The organism is Amycolatopsis sp. NPDC004169 (assembly GCF_040610315.1).
GTDB lineage: Bacteria > Actinomycetota > Actinomycetes > Mycobacteriales > Pseudonocardiaceae > Amycolatopsis.
On sequence record NZ_JBEXMD010000011.1, the window covers coordinates 1 to 17283 of the forward strand.

Consider the following 17283-nt stretch of genomic DNA (forward strand, 5'->3'; position numbering starts at 1 on the left):
TGAACGCGTCCTGGCCGCGGCCGAGGAAGAGTTCGCCGAACACGGCATCGAGGCGTCGGTCTCGGACATCGCCCGCCGCGCCGGGCTCGCCAAGGCGCCGCGGCGGGCCCCCTTCAGCGCGTCTTGTCCAATCGGGACAGTGCTTCTTCGTAACCGGACACGAGTTCGGCGACGACCTCGGCGACCGGGCGGACCGCGTTCATCCGGCCGACGATCTGCCCGACCGGCATCGACACCAGGCCGGGGTCGTTCGTCGCGTGGATCCGGTTGTGGGCCGGGGAAACCAGCAGGTTCTGCAGCGGCATCGGCAACGGCTCGGGCGCGTCCGGCGCGGCCCACGCCTCGGTCCAGCGGGTCTTGAGCAGCCGGGCCGGCTTGCCGGTGTAGATCCGCGTCCGCACGGTGTCGGACGACGACGCCGCGACGAGCGCCTGCTGGATCGCCCCCGACGTCGCCATGGTCTCCAGGTACTCCTCGGTGGTGAGCCACGTCGAGCCCATCCAGACGCCGGACGCGCCGAGCGCGAGCGCCGCGGCCACCTGGCGGCCGGTCCCGATCCCGCCCGCGGCGAGCACCGGCACGTCGACCGCGTCGACGATCTCCGGCACCAGCACCATGGACGCGATTTCGCCGGTGTGCCCACCGGCTTCGTAGCCCTGCGCCACCACGAAGTCGACGCCGTTTTCGACGTGCCGCACCGCGTGCTCGGCCTTCCCGGCCAGCGCCGCCACCGGCACACCGCGATCGTGGCACTGGCCGATGACGTCCGGCGGCGGCGAGCCGAGCGCGTTGGCGATCAGCTTGATCGGGTGGTTCAGCGCGACCTCGACGTGCGAGCGGGCGACCGAGTGCAGCCAGCCGAGCACCCCCGCGCGCTCGTCGGTGTCGTCCGGCAGCGGCGGGACCGAAAGCTCCTTCAGGACGCGGTCGACGAACGCGCGGTGCCCGTCCGGGATGAGCTTGGCCAGATCGACCTGGGTGCCCTCGGCGGGCACCTTCGCCGGCATGACGATGTCGACGCCGTACGGTTTCCCGCCGGTGTTCTCGTCCATCCAGGTGAGCACCCGGTCGAGCTCGGCGGCGTCGTTGAACCGCACGCAGCCGAGCACGCCGAGCCCGCCGGCGCGGCTGAGCGCCGCGGCGACGTGCTCCGACGGGGTGAACCCGACGATCGGCAGGTCGATGCCGAGCCGGTCGCACAGGGGTGTCCGCACGTGTTCGTCCTCCTCAGACGGGCTGGGCCGCGGCCGGTTCGTGCTCGGCGGCGTAGCGCTGGGCCCACGGGTAGTCCGGCTTGCCGCTCGGCGAGCGGCCGATCTCGTCGGCCAGCCAGACCGTCCGCGGCACCTTGTACCCGGCGATCTGCCCGCGGGCGTGTTCTTCGATGGCGGCGAGGTCCGGTGAAGCGCCCTCGCGCAGCTGGACGACGGCGGCGACGCGCTGGCCGAGCCGCTCGTCCGGGACGCCGATGACGAGCGCGTCGAAGACGTCGGGGTGCGACTTGAGCGCCCCTTCGACCTCCTCCGGGTAGACCTTCTCGCCGCCGGTGTTCACGCACTGCGAGCCGCGGCCGAGCAGCGTGACCGTGCCGTCCTCCTCGTAGCGGGCGTAGTCGCCCGGGACGACGTACCGGACGCCGCCGACCTCGACGAAGATCTTCTTGCTCTTCTCGGGATCGCCGTAGTAGCCGAGCGGGACGTGCCCGCGGCGGCCGATCAGCCCGACCGCGCCGGGCTTCTTCTCGACGACGTTGCCGTCGTCGTCGAGCAGGATGGCGTCCTGGCCGAAGTTCACCCGCGGGCCCGCACTGTGGTCGGAGCCCTTGGCCACCATGCCGATGCCGGTGAAGCCGCTCTCGGACGAGCCGATCGCGTCGGTGATCACCGCGTTGGGCACGAGCTCGACGAACTCCTGCTTCACCGACTGCGAGAACAGCGCGGCGTGGCTCGACACCGCGACGATCGACGAAGCGTCGTAGTCACCCTCGCGGAAGGCCTCGATGAGCGGGCGCGCCATGGCGTCGCCGACGATGGTGAGGACCTGGACCTTGTGCTCCTGCACGGCCTTCCAGATCTCGTGGGCGTCGAAGCGGGGCACGAAGACCACCGGGCTGCCGGTGAACAGCGCACCGAACGCGGCCCACTGCGCGGCGCCGTGGATCAGCGGCGCGGCGGGCAGCCGGGTCAGGCTCCCGGCCTTGCCCTGCTCGGCGAGCGTCCACTCGTCCGGGATGTATTCGCCGGTGACGAAGTTGATCCCGCCGCCGAGCGCGCGCCAGACGTCCTCCTGCCGCCAGAGCACGCCCTTGGGGTAGCCCGTGGTGCCGCCGGTGTAGAGGATGTAGAGGTCGTCGCCCGAGCGTTCTCCGAAGTCGCGCTCCGGGCTCTCCGCGGCGAGCGCGGCCTCGTAGTCGACCCCGCCGTAGCCCTCGTAGTCGCCGTCACTGCCGTCGTCGATCACGACAACGTGTTTCAGTTTCGGCGCCTCGGGCAGGGCGGCCCGCACCTTGTCGGCGTAGCTGCGCTCGTGGACGAGCGCGACGATCTCGGCGTCGTTGAACAGGTAGACGAGTTCGCCGTGCACGTACCGGTAGTTGACGTTGACGGCGATCGCGCGCAGCTTGTACGCCGCGATCATCGCCTCCAGGGCCTCGATCGAGTTGCGGGAATAGACCCCGATGTGGGACCCGCGTCCCACGCCGTGCGCGGCGAGGTGGTGGGCGAGCCGGTTGGCCCGCGCCTCCAGTTCGGCGAAGGTGACTCGCCGGTCGCCGCACACGACCGCGACGCGCTCCGGCACGGCGTCGACGGCGTGCTCCAGAAGATCCGCGATGTTGAGTGCCACGCCCTCAAAGTAGAACATGTTATCGTTCCGGGCAATGGCACTGCTCCTTCAGGAGGTCTTCCGTGGGTGAACCGCACGCGCTGGTGTCACAGGAGGGGCAGACCCTCGTCGTCACGATGAACCGGCCCGAGGCGCGCAACGCGATCACCGGCGAGATGATGTCGATCATGGTCGACGCCTGGGACCGCGTCGACTCGGACGACTCGATCCGCAGCTGCATCCTCACCGGCGCGGGCGGCGCGTTCTGCGCGGGCGCGGACCTGAAGTCGATGTCGAAGAATTCGCCGTCGGAGTCGTTCGCGTCGGGCAAGTTCGACCCTTCGCGGATCCCGGGCCTGCTGAAGGGCCGTCGGCTGACAAAACCCCTGATCGCGGCGGTCGAGGGGCCGGCGATCGCGGGCGGGACCGAGATCCTCCAGGGAACGGACATCCGGGTGGCCGGCGAGTCGGCCCGCTTCGGGGTGTCGGAGGCCCGCTGGGGCCTGTTCCCGATGGGCGGCTCGGCGGTCCGGCTGCCGCGGCAGATCCCGTACACGGTGGCCGCGGACATCCTGCTGACCGGAAGGCACCTGTCCGCCGCCGAAGCGCTGGCGATCGGCCTGATCGGGCACGTGGTGCCGGACGGGACCGCGCTCTCGAAGGCCCTGGAGCTGGCCGCATTGGTCAACGCGAACGGGCCGCTGGCGGTGCGGGCCATCCTGCGGACGATCCGCGACACCGAGGGCCTGCACGAGGAAGAGGCGTTCAAGCTGGACTCGCAGTACGGGATCGAGGTGTTCGCGTCGGAGGACGCCAAGGAGGGGCCGCGAGCCTTCTCGGAGAAGCGAAAGCCCGACTTCAACGGCCGCTGACCGAGAACGCGTTCCTTTTCACAGAGATCCAGCCCGCGGAGGAATCTTGTCGCCGGAACGAGAACATGTTTCACTCAAGGACGTGACCGAGACACCGCTTGCGGCACCACTGAACGTCGGCTTCGACTACACGCGCTCGACCGGGCCCGTTCTCGGGCGGTTCGTCACCGCGCTGCGTGACCACCGCATCGAGGGCATCCGGGGCAGCGACGGCCGGGTGCACGTCCCGCCGGTCGAGTACGACCCGGTGACCGCCGAACAGCTCGGCGAGTTCGTCCCCGTCGCCGAGGAAGGCACCGTCGTCTCCTGGTCGTGGTGCCCGGAGCCGCTCGACGGCCAGCCGCTGAGCCGGCCGTTCGCCTGGGCGCTCGTGCAGCTCGACGGGGCCGACACCCCGATGCTGCACGCCGTCGACGCCGGGTCGCCGTCGAAGATCCACAGTGGACAGCGGGTGCGGGTGCGCTGGGCCGACGAGACCGTGGGGCACATCCGCGACATCGCCTACTTCCTGCCGGTGGACGCCGAGGACACCACGCCCACCGAGCCCGCTCCCCCGGTCGCCGAGCGCGAGGAAGGCGCCCCGATCAGCGTCGTCATCACGCCCGTGCACCTCGAGTACATGCACTCCGCCTCGCCCGAGGAGAGCACCTACCTGCGGGGGCTCGCCGAAGGCAAGATGATCGGCCAGCGCTGCCCCGCCTGCGGCAAGGTCTACATCCCGCCGCGCGGGGCCTGCCCGACCGACGGCGTGCCGACCACCGAAGAGGTCGAGCTGCCCGACACCGGCATCGTCACCACGTTCTGCATCGTCAACGTCCCGTTCCTCGGCCAGCGGATCAAGCCGCCGTACGTCGCCGCGTACATCCTGCTCGACGGCGCCGACATCGCCTTCCTGCACCTCGTCCTCGGCTGCGCCGCCGAGGACGTCAAGATGGGCATGCGGGTGCGTGCCGCGTGGAAGCCGCGCGAGGAGTGGTGGACGTCGCTGGAGAACATCAGCCACTTCGAGCCGACCGGCGAGCCGGACGCGGCCTACGAAACCTTCGCCCACCACCTGTGAGGTCCTGATGCCAGACGTCGCCATCGCGGGCTTCGCGAAGGCCCCCAACGTCCGCGAAACGCCGGGCACCACCAACGGCGTCGAGATGCTCGTCCCGATCTTCGCCGAGGTCTTCGCGCAGACCGGGCTGTCCAAGAAGGACATCGGGTTCTGGTGCTCCGGCTCGTCGGACTACCTGGCCGGGCGCGCGTTCTCCTTCATCGCCGCGGTCGACGCGATCGGGGCGTTCCCGCCGATCCACGAGTCGCACGTCGAGATGGACGCCGCCTGGGCGCTGTACGAGGCCTGGCTGAAGATCAAGATGGGCGAGGTCGAGACCGCGCTCGTCTACGGCTTCGGCAAGTCCAGCGCCGGCCGGCTGCGCCGGGTGCTCGCCCTGCAGCTCGACCCGTACGTCGTCACGCCGCTGTGGCCGGACTCGGTGTCGATCGCCGGGATCCAGGCGCGGCTGGGCCTGGAGGCCGGGCTGTGGTCCGAAAAGGACCTCGCCGAGGTCGCCGCGCGCGGGACCGGCCAGGACGTCGCCGAGCTGCTCGACACGCCGTACTACGCGGATCCGTTGCGGCGGCACGACATCGCGCCGATCACCGACGGCGCCGCGGTGGTCGTCCTGTCCACTGTGGAACGTGCGCGGGACATCGTCGAGCGTCCGGCGGTGCTCACCGGCATCGAGCACCGCGTCGACTCCCCCGTGCTCGGCGCCCGAGACCTGACGCGGTCGCCGTCCACCGAGGCGGCGGCCAAGGCGCTGGACCTCGACGGCGTCGACCTCGCCGAGCTGCACGCGCCCTTCACGCACCAGGAGCTCATCCTGCGCAGCGCGCTCGGACTCGGCGACGGCGTGAAGATCAACCCGTCCGGTGGCGCGCTGGCCGCGAACCCGATGTTCTCCGCCGGGCTCGCCCGGATCGGCGAAGCGGCGGTCCGGATCCACCGCGGCGAATCCCGCAAGGCCGTGGCGCACGCGACGAGCGGGCCGGCCCTGCAACAGAACCTGGTGACCGTGCTGGAGGCCCGATGACCAAGCAGCTCACCGCCGTGCTCGGCACCGGCCAGACGCACCACCGCGCCAAGCGGCAGGACGTCTCCATGCCGGGCCTGCTGCGCGAGGCGATCGACCGCGCCATGCTCGACGCCCAGGTGGAGTGGGCCGACATCGACGCCGTCGTGCTCGGCAAGGCGCCGGACCTGTTCGAGGGCGTGATGATGCCCGAGCTGTTCCTCGCCGATTCGCTCGGCGCGACCGGGAAACCGCTGCTGCGCGTGCACACCGCCGGTTCGGTGGGCGGCTCGACGGCGCTGGTGGCGACGTCGCTGATCCAGGCGGGCGTGCACCGGCGGGTGCTCACGGTGGCCTACGAAAAGCAGTCCGAGTCGAACGCGATGTGGGGCCTGTCGATCCTGCCGCCGTTCCAGATGCCGGTCGGCGCCGGTGCGGGCGGCTACTTCGCGCCGCACGTGCGCTCCTACATCCGCCGGTCGGGCGCGCCCGAGCACGTCGGGGCGATCGTCGCGGCGAAGGACCGGCGCAACGGCGCCCTGAATCCCTTTGCGCACCTGCGGCAGCCGGACATCACGGTGGAGTCGGTGCGGGCGTCGCAGATGCTGTGGGATCCGATCCGCTACGACGAGACGTGCCCGTCGTCCGACGGCGCGTGCGCGATGGTGCTCGGCGACGAGGCCGCCGGGGACGCGGTCGAAGGCGGCGCGGCCTGGGTGCACGCGACGGCGATGCGCACCGAGCCGACCACGTTCGCCGGCCGCGACCAGGTGAACCCGCGGGCCGGGCGCGAGGCCGCGGCCGCGCTGTGGGCCGAGGCGGGCATCACCGACCCGATGTCCGAAGTGGACGTCGCGGAGATCTATGTGCCGTTCTCGTGGTTCGAGCCGATGTGGCTGGAGAACCTGGGTTTCGCCCCGGAGGGCGAGGGCTGGAAGGTCACCGAGAAGGGCGAGACGGCGATCGGCGGCCGCCTGCCGTGCAACCCCTCGGGCGGCGTGCTGTCCTCCAACCCGATCGGCGCGTCCGGCATGCTCCGGTTCTCCGAAGCGGCCAAGCAGGTCATGGGCCGGGCCGGGGACTACCAGGTCGACGGCGCCCGCCGCGCGCTCGGCCACGCCTACGGCGGCGGGTCCCAGTACTTCTCGATGTGGCTGGTCGGCTCGGAGAAGCCGAGCTGATCACCGCCGGGAGCGCCGCCACCGCAGCGCGAGCAGAGTGCCGAGCACCCCGGTGACCACACCGACCGTCGCGGGCACGGCGATCGGCGGATCCACCACGACCGTCGGCTCCAGCACCACCGGGGCCGGCGGCTGGACCGGCCGCGGCGGTGCGTCCGAGCCGGTTGCCGTCCACGCCGTGACGAAGACGAGCAGCCGGGCGACCAGCGAGATGAAGAAGATCAGGCCGATGACCGAGCCGAACGCGATCCCGGTCGGCGAGTCGCCGATGAGCCGCAAGTAGAACCCGCCGGCCAGCTTCAGCACCTCGAACCCGACGGCCATCGCGACCGCGCCGCGGACCGCGCTGCGCACGCCGACCTTCTGCCGCGGCAGCCGGGTCAGCACCCAGAGGAACACCAGCCAGTCGGCGGCCAGCGACAGCGGCACCGAGGAGGCCGACACGAGCTGGTGCCCCCAGCTCGTGTCGTCGAGCCCGGCGAGCCGGAGCAGCCAGCCGCCGAGCGCGGTGCCGGAGATGGTGAGGGTGAACGACACGATCAGCGCCGCGCTCAGGCCGAGCAGCGCGAGCAGGTCGACGAGGATCAGCCGCAGCAGCGACTGGTCCGACCGGTTCTGCCCCCAGAGCGCGGTCAGCGAGTCCCGCACGGCGTTCATCCAGTTCCAGCCCGAGTACAGCCCGATGGCCAGGCCGAGCACCCCGACGCTGGTCCGCTGCTCGACGAAGCCGGTGAGCAGTTCGGTGGCCTTGTCACCGAGCGCCCCGGGCAGCGTGGACACGATCGCGTGCACCAGCGTGTCGAGCAGGTGCGGCTGGGTGGCCAGCACGAACCCGGCGACCGACGAGGCGACCATCAGCAGCGGCACCAGCGACAGCAGGCTGAAGTAGGTGATCGAGGCGACGTAGTGGTACCCGCCGGAGTCGATGTAGCGGTTGGTCGCGCGGGCGAGGTGGTCCAGCCACCGGTACCGGGCGCGTGCCCGGGCCCAGGGGCTCGGCGCCTTCGGGGAACTCTTCACGAAGACTGTCTACCCAGCCGCGGCCGAGTTCGCGCAGGCAACACGCGGGTCAACCCAGAACGACCAGCCCGGACCCGTCGTCGGTGGGCAGCGCGGCGTCGGTGGTGGCGAAGACGGTGCTGCCCAGGAAGTCGAGCTCGCACCCGAACGTGGCGAGGAAGGCCGTGTCGGCGGCGTCCCGCCCGGTGGAGATCCGCAGCAGGGTCTGCCGCGGCGCGAGCCGGGTGGCGTCGAAGACGTACCAATGCCCGTCGACGGCGGCTTCGAAGACGGCGTGGAAGTCCATCGGCGCGAGCCCGGGCGCGTAGACGCCGGTGTACCGGGCGGGGATGTCGAGGAACCGGCAGAGGGTGATGCAGACGTGGGCGAAGTCGCGGCAGACGCCTTCGCCGGCCAGGAGGGTGTCGATCGCGTCGTCGGCGGGCCGGCTTGAACCGACCACATAGGACAGTCGCGCGTGGACGTGCCGGACGATGGCTTCGACCTGCTCCCGCCGGTCTTCGAGCTCGACGATCTCCGGCGGCACCAGCCCGCCGACGCGATCGGACGGGCAGTACCGGCTCGGCCGGGTGAACACGGCGACGTCCTTGAGGGTGACGGGCTCGGGTTCGGGGTCGGTCAGCGCCCGCTCGGCGTGGTAGGTGATGCGGTGCTCACCTTCGGGCAGGTCGAAGACCTCGGCGCGGGTGCCGTGCTCGAACTCGACCGGCTCGCTCTCGCCGTGCCAGGAGACGGTCAGCTCTTCGGTGTCGGCGTGCGCCGCGGAGACGGAGATCGCGGCGGGCCCGGGCTTGGTGACGCGGACGGCGAATTCGACGTCCACGGTCGCTCGCACTGCCATCGGCCCATTCTGTCACCTCCTGGCAGGATTGCCGGGTGAGCGACATCGTGGTGTTCCACTCCGTGCTGGGACTGCGGCCCGTCGAACTCGGCCTCGCCGGCCGCCTGCGGGCGGCGGGGCACCGCGTCACCACCCCGGACCTCTACGCCGGCCGGACGGCCTCGACGCTCGAAGAGGGCTTCGCACTGAAGGATGCCGTGGGCTGGGAGACCATCACCGACCGGGCCCTGCACGCGGTGCGCGACCTGCCCGCCGAGACCGCGCTCATCGGCGTGTCGATGGGCGCCGGGGTCGTCGGGACCGTGCTGCCGCACCGGCCGGGTACCGCGGGCGTGGTCCTGGTGCACGCCGTGGGGGCGTTGCCGGCCGGGGTCCGCGCGGGCCTGCCGGTGCAGGTCCACGTCGCCGACCCCGACCCGATCGCGCCCCCGGCGCAGGTCGCCGCGTGGCGCGCGGCCGCGGAACGGGTGGGCGCCGAGGCCCGGGTGTTCGCCTACCCGGGCCTCGGCCACTTCTACACCGACGCGGACGGCCCGGAGTACGACGCGGCCGCGGCCGCGCTCACCTGGGACCGCGTCGAGGAGTTCCTCAGCCGTAGTCGACGGGGTAGTGCTTGATCCCGTTGAGCCAGCTCGACCGCAGCCGCACCGGGGGTGCCGCCTCGGTGATGTCCGGCATCACGTCCGCGATCGCGTTGAAGATCAGGTCGATCTCCAGCCGGGCCAGGTTGGCGCCGATGCAGTAGTGCGAGCCCGTTCCGCCGAAGCCGACGTGCGGGTTGTCCTCGCGGAGGACGTCGAACTTCTCCGGGTCCTGGAAGACCTCGTGGTCGAAGTTGGCCGAGCTGTAGAACATGCCGACCCGGTCGCCCTTTTTGATCTGCGCTCCGCCGAGCTCGGTGTCGCGGGTGGCCGTGCGCTGGAACGCCACGATCGGGCTGGCCCAGCGGACGATCTCGTCCGGCGCGGTCTTCGGCCGCTCCTCCTTGTACAGCGCCCACTGGTCCGGGTGGTCCAGGAACGCCTTCATCCCGTGGGTGATGGCGTTGCGCGTGGTCTCGTTGCCGGCCACCGCGAGCAGGATGACGAAGAAGCCGAACTCGTCGGAGCCGAGCGATTCGCCGTCGACGTCGGCCTGGACGAGCTTGGTGGCGATGTCGTCCATCGGGCACTTGCGCCGGTCCTCGGCCATGTTCCAGGCGTACCCGACCAGCTGGGCGGAGGCCTCCAGCGGGGCGACCTCGTACTCGGGGTCGTCGTAGGCGACCATCTGGTTGGACCAGTCGAAGATCTTGAGCCGGTCGTCCTGCGGGATGCCGATCAGCTCGGCGATGGCCTGCAGCGGCAGCTCGCACGCGACGTCGGTGACGAAGTCGCCCGAGCCCTTCTTGCGCGCCTCGTGCACGATCCGCTCGGCGCGGTCGCGCAGGGTGTCCTCGAGCCTCGAGATGGAGCGCGGGGTGAAGCCCTTCGACACGATCCGCCGCAGCTTGGTGTGCTGCGGGGCGTCCATGTTGAGCAGCACCAGGCGGTTCGCCTCGAGGTTGTCCTCGGTCATGTTCTCGTCGAAGCGGATGATGGCGGTCTTCTCCCGCGACGAGTACAGCGTGCTGTCGCGCGAGACCTCCTTGACGTCCGCGTGGCGCGAGACGACCCAGTAGCCGTCGTCGCGGTAGCCCGCGGTGTTGTGCTTCTGGGGGTTCCACCACACCGGAGCGGTCCGCCGGAGTTCCGCGAACTCGGCGACGGGGAGCCGTTCTGCGAGGAGATCGGGATCGGTGAAGTCGAACCCGGCGGGGATGAGCGGAGCGGCCACGTTGCCTCCCACGGTTCGGCTTGGAACACGTTCTAGGTTGGATTGAAGCATACGGCGTTTACCAACGGAAGACCGTAAGTGAAACCCGTTTACTTAACCGATGATGCCCAGGTGAGCGTGCGCTCACCTCGGGAAGATCAAGAACGGGCCGAAGCTGGGCAGACTTGCACAGAACGATAACTTGTTCTAGTTTTTGGGGCAGTGAACAGTGTTTCCCGACGAAAGGGACGACATGGGCGTGCCGGTCATCGTCGAAGCCGTGCGGACCCCGATCGGCAAGCGGAACGGTCTGCTGGCCGGCCTGCACGCGGCCGAGCTGCTGGGCGCCGCGCAGCTCGCCCTGCTGGACCGCGCCGGGATCGACCCCGCGCTGGTCGAGCAGCTCATCGGCGGCTGCGTCACGCAGGCCGGTGAGCAGTCCAACAACGTGACGCGCACGGCGTGGCTGCACGCGGGCCTGCCGGAGACGGCGGGCGCGACGACGATCGACGCGCAGTGCGGCTCGGCGCAGCAGGCCACCCACCTGATCGCCGGCCTGATCGCGGCCGGCGCCATCGAGGCCGGCGTCGCGTGCGGGGTCGAGGCGATGAGCCGGGTGCCGCTGGGCACGAACCGCGCGGGCGCGTCCCCGCGGCCGTCGTCGTGGTCGATCGACCTGCCGAACCAGTACGGCGCGGCCGAGCGGATCGCGGTCCGCCGCGGGTTGACCCGGTCCGACGTCGACGCGTTCGGCGCTTTGTCGCAGCAGAAGGCCGCGGCGGCGTGGGAAGCCGGACATTTCGACCGCGAAGTCGTGCCGGTGAAGGCGCCGGTGCTGTCTTCCGACGGCTCGCCGACCGGGGAGACCCGCCTGGTCGCCCGCGACCAGGGCCTGCGCGAGACGACGGTCGAAGGGCTCGCGCGGCTGAAGCCGGTGGTCGAGGACGGCATCCACACGGCGGGCACGTCGTCCCAGATCTCCGACGGCGCGGCGGCGTTGCTCCTGCTGGACGCGGACCGCGCGGCGGAGCTGGGCCTGCGTCCGCGCGCCCGGATCGTGGCACAGGCCCTGGTCGGCGCGGAGCCGTACTACCACCTGGACGGCCCGATCCGCGCGACGGAACGCGTGCTGGCCCGTGCCGGGATGACGGTGGGTGACGTGGACCTGTTCGAGGTCAACGAGGCGTTCGCGTCGGTCGCGCTGTCGTGGCAGCAGGTGGTGGCGCCGGACCCGTCCCGGGTGAACGTCAACGGGGGCGCGATCGCCCTCGGTCACCCGGTGGGCAGCACGGGAGCCCGCCTGCTGACGACGGCGTTGCACGAGCTGGAGCGCCGGGACGCCTCGACGGCGCTGGTGACGATGTGCGCGGGCGGAGCACTGGCCACCGCGTCGATCATCGAGCGGCTCTGACCGCGTCCACCTCGATCTCGATCTTCATGCGCGGGTCCGCCAGGCCGCACTCCAGCATCGTCGCGGCCGGGCGGACCTCGGCGAACGCCTTGCGCAGCACCGGCCAGCACGGCTCGAAGTCCGCGCGCGCGGGCAGCAGGTAGCGGACGCGGACCACGTCCGCGAACGTGCAGCCCGCCTCCGCCAGCGCCGCCTCGATGTTGCGCAGGCACTGGGCCGCCTGCTCGACGACGTCTTCGGCGATCGTCATCGTCGCGTAGTCGAAGCCGGTGGTGCCCGAGACGTACACCCGGTCGCCGTGCACCACGGCCCTGGCGTAGCCGATGTGTTCCTCGAACACGGACCCGCTGAGGATCGCTCGCCGTTCCGTCATACCGCGCACATTAGCTTGCGGCCCTTGTGCTTCACTTCGATGCATGATCTCGGAAAGCCGTTGCCCGGTGGAGGACGGCGAGCTCCTCGTCCGCCGCGGCGGGGAGGGCCCGGCCCTGCTGCTGATCGCGGGCGGCACCGGATCGGGCGACGCCTACCGCGCGCTGGCGAAGCAGCTGTACGCGGACTACACCGTGATCACCTACGACCGCCGAGGCCACTTCGGCAGCACGGACACCACGACCGGCCCGGTCCCGGTTTCCCTGCAGGCGGACGACGCGCTGGCGGTCCTCGAGCACGCGGCCGGCGGCCCGGCCCAGGTGTTCGGCTCGAGCGCGGGTGCCCTGATCGGCCTCGACCTCGTCGCCCGCCACCCGGACCACGTGACGACGCTGGTGGCGCACGAGCCCCCGGCGGTCCACCTGATGCCGGACGCGGAAGGCTGGCTGGAGGCGGCGGCGGAACAGGTCCGGCTGGCCCGCGCGGGCGAGCTGATGACGGCGGTGACCCGGTTCGCGGACGCCATCGCCGGAGCGGCCCTGCCGAACCTGCCCAACCTCCGCCTTCCGCACGAGGCCGACTGGATCCGGTTGTTCGACCGCGAGCTGACGGAGTTCTTCGACTACCTGCCGGACCTGCGGGCGCTGCGGAAGGCGAGCACGGAGATCATCCCGGTGGCCGGCGAGGGCAGCCGGGGCCGGTACCACTACCAGCCGGCGAAGATCCTGGCGTTGGAGCTGGGGTTGCCGTTCACCGAGATGCCGGGATCCCACCTGGCACCACAGCGGAACCCGGCGAAATTCGCTGCGGCGCTGAAGGACCTGTTGAACCCCGAATCCTGACGGACGACACGCGTACCGGGGTGGACGACACGGCGTCAGACCACCCGGATGCCGTCCTTCCAGACCTCGCGGATGTTCGACGCCAGCGCCGGGAAGTCGTAAGGATCCCCCTCCACCACCACAACATCCGCGCGCAGCCCCGGCTCCAGCCGGCCCAGTTCGCCGTCCAGCCCCATCAACCGGGCCGCCGACGACGTCGTTGCCTCCAAGACCTCACCCGGTGGCATGCCGCACGCCGCCATCAGGGCCAGTTCCTCGAGGTTCGTCCCGTGCGGCCCCACGCCGCTGTCCGTGCCCATTGCGATGCGGACCCCCGCCGCGTACGCGCGGCGGACCGACTCCCGGTGGACCTCCACCACTTCGCGGGCCTTCGCCACCACCGCCGCCGGGAGGTCCACGCCCGCGTCCGCCGCGCGGACCACGTTGACCGGGGCGATCAGCGTCGGGACCAGCCAGGTTCCGTGGCCCAGCATCAGCTCGATCGCTTCGTCGTCCAAATAGATCCCGTGCTCGATCGAGCGCGCGCCCGCGCGGACCGCGTTCTTGATGCCCGCCGCGCCCTGGGCGTGCGCCATCACCGGGCGGCCCTGCATCGCCGCCTCCGTGACCAGGACGTCCAGCTCCTCCGGCGTGAACTGGGAGTGCCGGGGGTCGTCGCGCGGGGACAGGACGCCGCCGGTCGTGCACACCTTGAGCACGTCGGCGCCCGCGCGCAGCAGCGTCCGGGCCACCCGGCGCATCTCGTCGGGGCCGTCGACCGTGGTCTCCGGCCGGCCCGGGTGCGGGACCATCAGCGGCACGCACAACCCGGACGGGTGCCACGCGTCGCCGTGGCCGCCGGTCGGGCTGATCAGCCCGACCGAAATCTGCAGCCGCGGCCCCGGGATCAGGCCGTCGTCCACCGCCTGCTTGATGCCGAGGTCGGCACCCGCCGCGTCGCGGACCGTCGTGATGCCCAGGCCCAGCGTCGCCCACAGGTTCCGCGCGGCTTCGTAGAACTGGTAGGAGAACGGCTTCTGCACCCGCGCCAGCAGGCCGATGTCCGAAACCGTCACGTGCACGTGGCAGTCGAACAGCCCGGGCAGCAGCACCGTGCCCGTGCAGTCGACGCCCTCGTCGCCGTCGAGGCCGGTGCCGACGTCGACGATCCGGCCGTGCTCGACGACGACGTCGGCCGGGGCGGGGTCCGCTCCGGTGCCGTCGAAAACCGAGCCGCCGGTGAACACCGTGCGCGTCACGCCGCCTCCACGAGAGCCGTCTTCCGCGGCGCCACCGCCGCGACCGAAGCGAGCACGACGACGTTCACGCCCAGCCCGACCAGGCCGACGTTCACCGTGCCCACCAGCTGAGTGTCCACAAAGGTCAGCCAGAGCACCACGAGCTCGCCGGCGACCAGCCCGGCCAGCACCGGGCCCTTGCCGACCGGCACGCGCCGCAGGAACCCCAGCAGGTTGGCCGGCGCCAGCTGGACCGAGCCCGAATAGGTCAGCAACAGCAGGTTGGCCAGCAGATCCGGCCGGAAGATGCCGAGCACGAGGGCCAGCGTACTCGCGACCACAACCGTGCCGTGGTTGATCCAGAACTGACGGCGGCCGCTGCGGACGCGCACGATGTTCCGGGCCACCAGCGAGGAGATGCCGATCAGGATCCCCGCCGCCGGCACCATCGCGGTGGCCGTCGCGGCGACCACCACGATCCCCGTCACCCACCCGGGCAAGGCGTCCTTCGAGAGCGTCAGCAATACTCCATTCGGGTCGCTCCCTTCGGGTACCACGAGGATCGCCGCGAACCCGATGACCATCGGCAGCAGCAGGCACAGCTCGTACACCGGCATCCAGGCGTAGTTGCGGCGCAGCACCTTCGGGTCGCGCGCGGACATCAGCGCCGGCCACGAGTGCGGCAGCGTCATCAGCCCGACGCCGATCGCGCTGACCAGCATGCTGGTCACGAACCAGACGTGGTCGTTCGGTCCACTGTGGAGGAACAACTTCTCCGGGTGCAGCTGCTCGACCTTGCGGAACACCGCGGGAATGCCGCCGGCGAAGTGCGTCGGCACGGCGACGATCAGCACCACCAGCGCGACGAGCATGATGCCGTCCTTGAAGTACGACGTCGCCGCCACGCCGCGCAAGCCGGCCCACAGCACGAACGCGACCACCAGCACGCTGCCGGCCACCATGCTCAAGGTCCCGGACGCGGTGTCGCCGGTGACCAGCCGGACGATCAGCCCGAGCCCGGTGATCTGCAGCTGCAGGTACGGCAGCACGAACACCACGCCGAGCACGGCGGACAGCGTCCCGAGCGTGCGGCTGCGGTAGCGGTCCTCGAGGAAGTCGCCCTGGGTGAGGTAGCCGCGCTCCTTGCCCAGCGTCCACAGGCGTTTCGCGAGGAAGAACAGCACGACGTAGGCGATCGGGACGTACGGCAGCGCGTACATCGCGGCGACGCCGCCGGAGAAGGCGAGGCCGGCCATGCCGAGGAAGGTGAAGGTGGTGAACACCTCCCCCGCCTGCAGGAACCACATCGTCACGGCGCCGAAGCGGCGGCCGCCGACGGTCCACTCGGCCAGGTCCGCGGCCGGACGGCGGCGGCCGACGAAGCCGAGGACGCCGATCAGCGCGATGCCCGCGAGGGTGAAGGCGAGGATCATCCGTCGCCCTCCCCCGCGCGCATCAGGCGTTCCGAGAGCAGCAGCGCCGGGGTGAACATGAGGCACCAGAACGCGCCCCACACGATCATCCGCGGCAGGCCGAGCCACAGCCCGGTGGTGTTGACGAACGGCAGGAACGGCATCAGGACCAGGGCGAGCACGGGCAGCAGCGGGGGCCAGTGGTAGCTGCGCACGGGCATCACCCGGCCAGGAGCGCGAGCCGGCGGACGGCGAGTTCGGCCAGCAGCGCGGCGCCGTCGCCGAGCACATGATCGTCGAACCGGGCCCGCGGCGAGTGGTTGTCCGGGGCGGTCGCCGGGTCGCCCGGGCAGGCGCCGAGGAACAGGTACGCGCCCGGAACCCGGTCCAGGACACGGGAGAAGTCCTCCGAACCGGTGATCGGATCGGCCATCTCGGTGAAGCGGTCCTCGCCGAAGACGTCGCGGATGGTGGCGGCGACGAAGTCGTAGGCGCCGGCGTCGTTGACCGTCGCGGGGTACTCGGGTTCGTAGGTGATGTCGATGTCGAGGCCGTGCGCCTGGGCGATGCCGCGGCAGACCTGCACCGCGCGCTCGCCGACCCGGGCCGCGACCTCCGGCGAGAACGACCGCAGCGTGGCTTCGAAGACCGCGTCGTCCGGGATGATGTTGCGGCGGGTGCCGGCGTGGAACGAGCCGACGGTGACCACGACCGGGTCGAAGACGTCGAAGGTGCGGGTGACCATCGTCTGCAGCGCGGTGACCATCTCGCAGGCCGCCGGGATCGGGTCGCGGGCGTCGTGCGGGGACGAGCCGTGGCCGCCGTCGCCCTTGACCCGGACTTCGAGCGCGCCCGACGCCGCCATCAGCGTGCCCGGGCGGGCGACGAAGTGGCCCTTGGCGTAGCTCGCCGCGGAGACGTGCAGGCCGTACGCGGCGTCGGCCTGCCTGCCGGACGCCGTCAGCACGCCTTCGTCGATCATGTGGCCGGCGCCGTTCCAGCCTTCTTCGCCGGGCTGGAACATGAAGACGACGTCGCCGGCGAGGTCCTGCCGGCGGGCGGCGAGCAGGCGGGCCGCGCCGACCAGGCCCGCCGTGTGGAGGTCGTGGCCGCAGGCGTGCATGGCGCCGTCGAGGGTCGAAGAGAACTCCTCGCCGCTGGCCTCGGTGACCGGGAGCGCGTCCATGTCGCCGCGCAGGAGGACGGTGCCGCCGGGCCGGGCGCCGCGGAGGACGGCGGTGATCGACGACAGGTTCTTGCCGAGGGTGATTTCGAGCGGCAGGCCGTCGAGGGCGGCGAGGACGCGTTCCTGGGTGCGCGGCAGGTGGAGGCCGATCTCGGGGATGCGGTGCAGGTCGCGGCGCAGGGCGACCAGGTCGTCGAGCAGGGCGGCGGCATCGGATCGCAGGCTCATCCGCCGATCATGGGAGAGTCGAGC

At 71.3% G+C, this 17283-nt stretch carries 17 protein-coding genes and 1 pseudogene; 8 read left to right on the top strand and 10 right to left on the bottom strand.

The window, feature by feature from the left end; genetic code table 11:
• Positions 1-10: 10 nt before the first annotated feature.
• Positions 11-85: pseudogene (locus ABZX11_RS16885) on the top strand (TetR family transcriptional regulator); the annotation flags it as partial.
• 28 nt (positions 86-113) lie between these two features.
• On the opposite strand, the gene ABZX11_RS16890 reads toward ABZX11_RS16885, so the two are convergent.
• Both ABZX11_RS16890 and ABZX11_RS16895 read right to left on the bottom strand, forming a co-directional pair.
• Positions 114-1214 (bottom strand): nitronate monooxygenase family protein, encoded by a 1101-nt coding sequence (locus ABZX11_RS16890; RefSeq protein ID WP_354913832.1) that lies wholly within the window; start codon positions 1212-1214, stop codon positions 114-116.
• Positions 1215-1227: 13 nt separating this feature from the next.
• The gene (locus ABZX11_RS16895) at positions 1228-2844 is read right to left on the bottom strand and encodes an acyl-CoA synthetase (RefSeq protein WP_354913834.1); all 1617 of its coding nucleotides are present in this window, start codon (positions 2842-2844) and stop codon (positions 1228-1230) included.
• Positions 2845-2906: 62 nt separating this feature from the next.
• On the opposite strand from ABZX11_RS16895, the gene ABZX11_RS16900 reads away from it, so the two are divergent.
• From ABZX11_RS16900 to ABZX11_RS16915, 4 genes are all read left to right on the top strand, one after another.
• Positions 2907-3695 carry a crotonase/enoyl-CoA hydratase family protein gene (locus ABZX11_RS16900; RefSeq protein WP_176176060.1) on the top strand — a complete coding sequence of 263 codons (789 nt, stop codon included), beginning with the start codon at positions 2907-2909 and terminating at the stop codon, positions 3693-3695.
• Positions 3696-3777: 82 nt separating this feature from the next.
• Complete coding sequence (locus tag ABZX11_RS16905) at positions 3778-4755, top strand: OB-fold domain-containing protein (protein WP_354913836.1); 978 nt, start codon at positions 3778-3780, stop codon at positions 4753-4755.
• Positions 4756-4762: 7 nt separating this feature from the next.
• Positions 4763-5776, top strand: coding sequence for a thiolase domain-containing protein (locus ABZX11_RS16910; protein WP_354913837.1), 1014 nt, complete (start codon positions 4763-4765; stop codon positions 5774-5776).
• Entirely contained in the window at positions 5773-6936 is a 1164-nt protein-coding gene (locus ABZX11_RS16915; RefSeq protein ID WP_354913839.1) for a thiolase domain-containing protein, read from the top strand. The genes ABZX11_RS16910 and ABZX11_RS16915 overlap by 4 nt, the downstream gene beginning before the upstream one ends.
• Here the strand turns inward: ABZX11_RS16915 and ABZX11_RS16920 are convergent, their stop codons facing one another.
• On the bottom strand, positions 6937-7956 hold the full coding sequence (locus tag ABZX11_RS16920) for a YhjD/YihY/BrkB family envelope integrity protein (RefSeq protein ID WP_354913841.1): 1020 nt from the start codon (positions 7954-7956) through the stop codon (positions 6937-6939). It lies immediately after the preceding gene.
• Positions 7957-8005: 49 nt separating this feature from the next.
• A complete protein-coding gene (locus tag ABZX11_RS16925; protein ID WP_176176054.1) occupies positions 8006-8797 on the bottom strand; it encodes a transglutaminase family protein in 792 nt (263 codons plus the stop codon).
• Positions 8798-8832: 35 nt separating this feature from the next.
• On the opposite strand from ABZX11_RS16925, the gene ABZX11_RS16930 reads away from it, so the two are divergent.
• A complete protein-coding gene (locus tag ABZX11_RS16930; protein WP_354913843.1) occupies positions 8833-9414 on the top strand; it encodes a dienelactone hydrolase family protein in 582 nt (193 codons plus the stop codon).
• On the opposite strand, the gene ABZX11_RS16935 is transcribed toward ABZX11_RS16930, so the two are convergent.
• Complete coding sequence (locus tag ABZX11_RS16935) at positions 9386-10612, bottom strand: cytochrome P450 (RefSeq protein WP_217709685.1); 1227 nt, start codon at positions 10610-10612, stop codon at positions 9386-9388. The genes ABZX11_RS16930 and ABZX11_RS16935 overlap by 29 nt on opposite strands.
• A gap of 232 nt (positions 10613-10844) precedes the next feature.
• Between ABZX11_RS16935 and ABZX11_RS16940 the strand changes: the two genes are divergently transcribed.
• On the top strand, positions 10845-12002 hold the full coding sequence (locus tag ABZX11_RS16940) for a steroid 3-ketoacyl-CoA thiolase (protein ID WP_354913846.1): 1158 nt from the start codon (positions 10845-10847) through the stop codon (positions 12000-12002).
• Here the strand turns inward: ABZX11_RS16940 and ABZX11_RS16945 are convergent.
• Entirely contained in the window at positions 11986-12375 is a 390-nt protein-coding gene (locus tag ABZX11_RS16945; protein ID WP_354913848.1) for a RidA family protein, read from the bottom strand. The genes ABZX11_RS16940 and ABZX11_RS16945 overlap by 17 nt on opposite strands.
• Positions 12376-12418: 43 nt before the next feature.
• On the opposite strand from ABZX11_RS16945, the gene ABZX11_RS16950 reads away from it, so the two are divergent.
• On the top strand, positions 12419-13216 hold the full coding sequence (locus ABZX11_RS16950) for an alpha/beta hydrolase (protein WP_176176049.1): 798 nt from the start codon (positions 12419-12421) through the stop codon (positions 13214-13216).
• Between the two features lie 35 nt (positions 13217-13251).
• On the opposite strand, the gene ABZX11_RS16955 is transcribed toward ABZX11_RS16950, so the two are convergent.
• Genes ABZX11_RS16955 through ABZX11_RS16970 form a run of 4 tightly spaced genes read right to left on the bottom strand, consistent with a single transcriptional unit; the run spans position 13252 to position 17259 of the window.
• The gene (locus ABZX11_RS16955; protein ID WP_176176048.1) at positions 13252-14454 is read right to left on the bottom strand and encodes an amidohydrolase family protein; all 1203 of its coding nucleotides are present in this window, start codon (positions 14452-14454) and stop codon (positions 13252-13254) included.
• Positions 14451-15866, bottom strand: coding sequence for a sodium:solute symporter family protein (locus tag ABZX11_RS16960; protein WP_354913850.1), 1416 nt, complete (start codon positions 15864-15866; stop codon positions 14451-14453). Before ABZX11_RS16960 ends, ABZX11_RS16955 begins: the two co-directional genes overlap by 4 nt.
• Positions 15863-16066, bottom strand: coding sequence for a hypothetical protein (locus ABZX11_RS16965; protein WP_176176046.1), 204 nt, complete (start codon positions 16064-16066; stop codon positions 15863-15865). Before ABZX11_RS16965 ends, ABZX11_RS16960 begins: the two co-directional genes overlap by 4 nt.
• Positions 16066-17259, bottom strand: coding sequence for a M20 family metallopeptidase (locus tag ABZX11_RS16970; protein WP_354913852.1), 1194 nt, complete (start codon positions 17257-17259; stop codon positions 16066-16068). The genes ABZX11_RS16965 and ABZX11_RS16970 overlap by 1 nt, the downstream gene beginning before the upstream one ends.
• Positions 17260-17283: the final 24 nt, after the last annotated feature.

What these genes read in the sequence shown, in the direction of transcription:
- ABZX11_RS16965 (WP_176176046.1), bottom strand. Translation starts at nt 16,066, where the DNA reads ATGCCCGTGCGCAGCTACCACTGGCCCCCGCTGCTGCCCGTGCTCGCC.
- ABZX11_RS16970 (WP_354913852.1), bottom strand. Translation starts at nt 17,259, where the DNA reads ATGAGCCTGCGATCCGATGCCGCCGCCCTGCTCGACGACCTGGTCGCC.
- ABZX11_RS16910 (WP_354913837.1), top strand. Translation starts at nt 4,763, where the DNA reads ATGCCAGACGTCGCCATCGCGGGCTTCGCGAAGGCCCCCAACGTCCGC.
- ABZX11_RS16960 (WP_354913850.1), bottom strand. Translation starts at nt 15,866, where the DNA reads ATGATCCTCGCCTTCACCCTCGCGGGCATCGCGCTGATCGGCGTCCTC.
- ABZX11_RS16915 (WP_354913839.1), top strand. Translation starts at nt 5,773, where the DNA reads ATGACCAAGCAGCTCACCGCCGTGCTCGGCACCGGCCAGACGCACCAC.
- ABZX11_RS16950 (WP_176176049.1), top strand. Translation starts at nt 12,419, where the DNA reads ATGATCTCGGAAAGCCGTTGCCCGGTGGAGGACGGCGAGCTCCTCGTC.
- ABZX11_RS16945 (WP_354913848.1), bottom strand. Translation starts at nt 12,375, where the DNA reads ATGACGGAACGGCGAGCGATCCTCAGCGGGTCCGTGTTCGAGGAACAC.
- ABZX11_RS16940 (WP_354913846.1), top strand. Translation starts at nt 10,845, where the DNA reads ATGGGCGTGCCGGTCATCGTCGAAGCCGTGCGGACCCCGATCGGCAAG.
- ABZX11_RS16925 (WP_176176054.1), bottom strand. Translation starts at nt 8,797, where the DNA reads ATGGCAGTGCGAGCGACCGTGGACGTCGAATTCGCCGTCCGCGTCACC.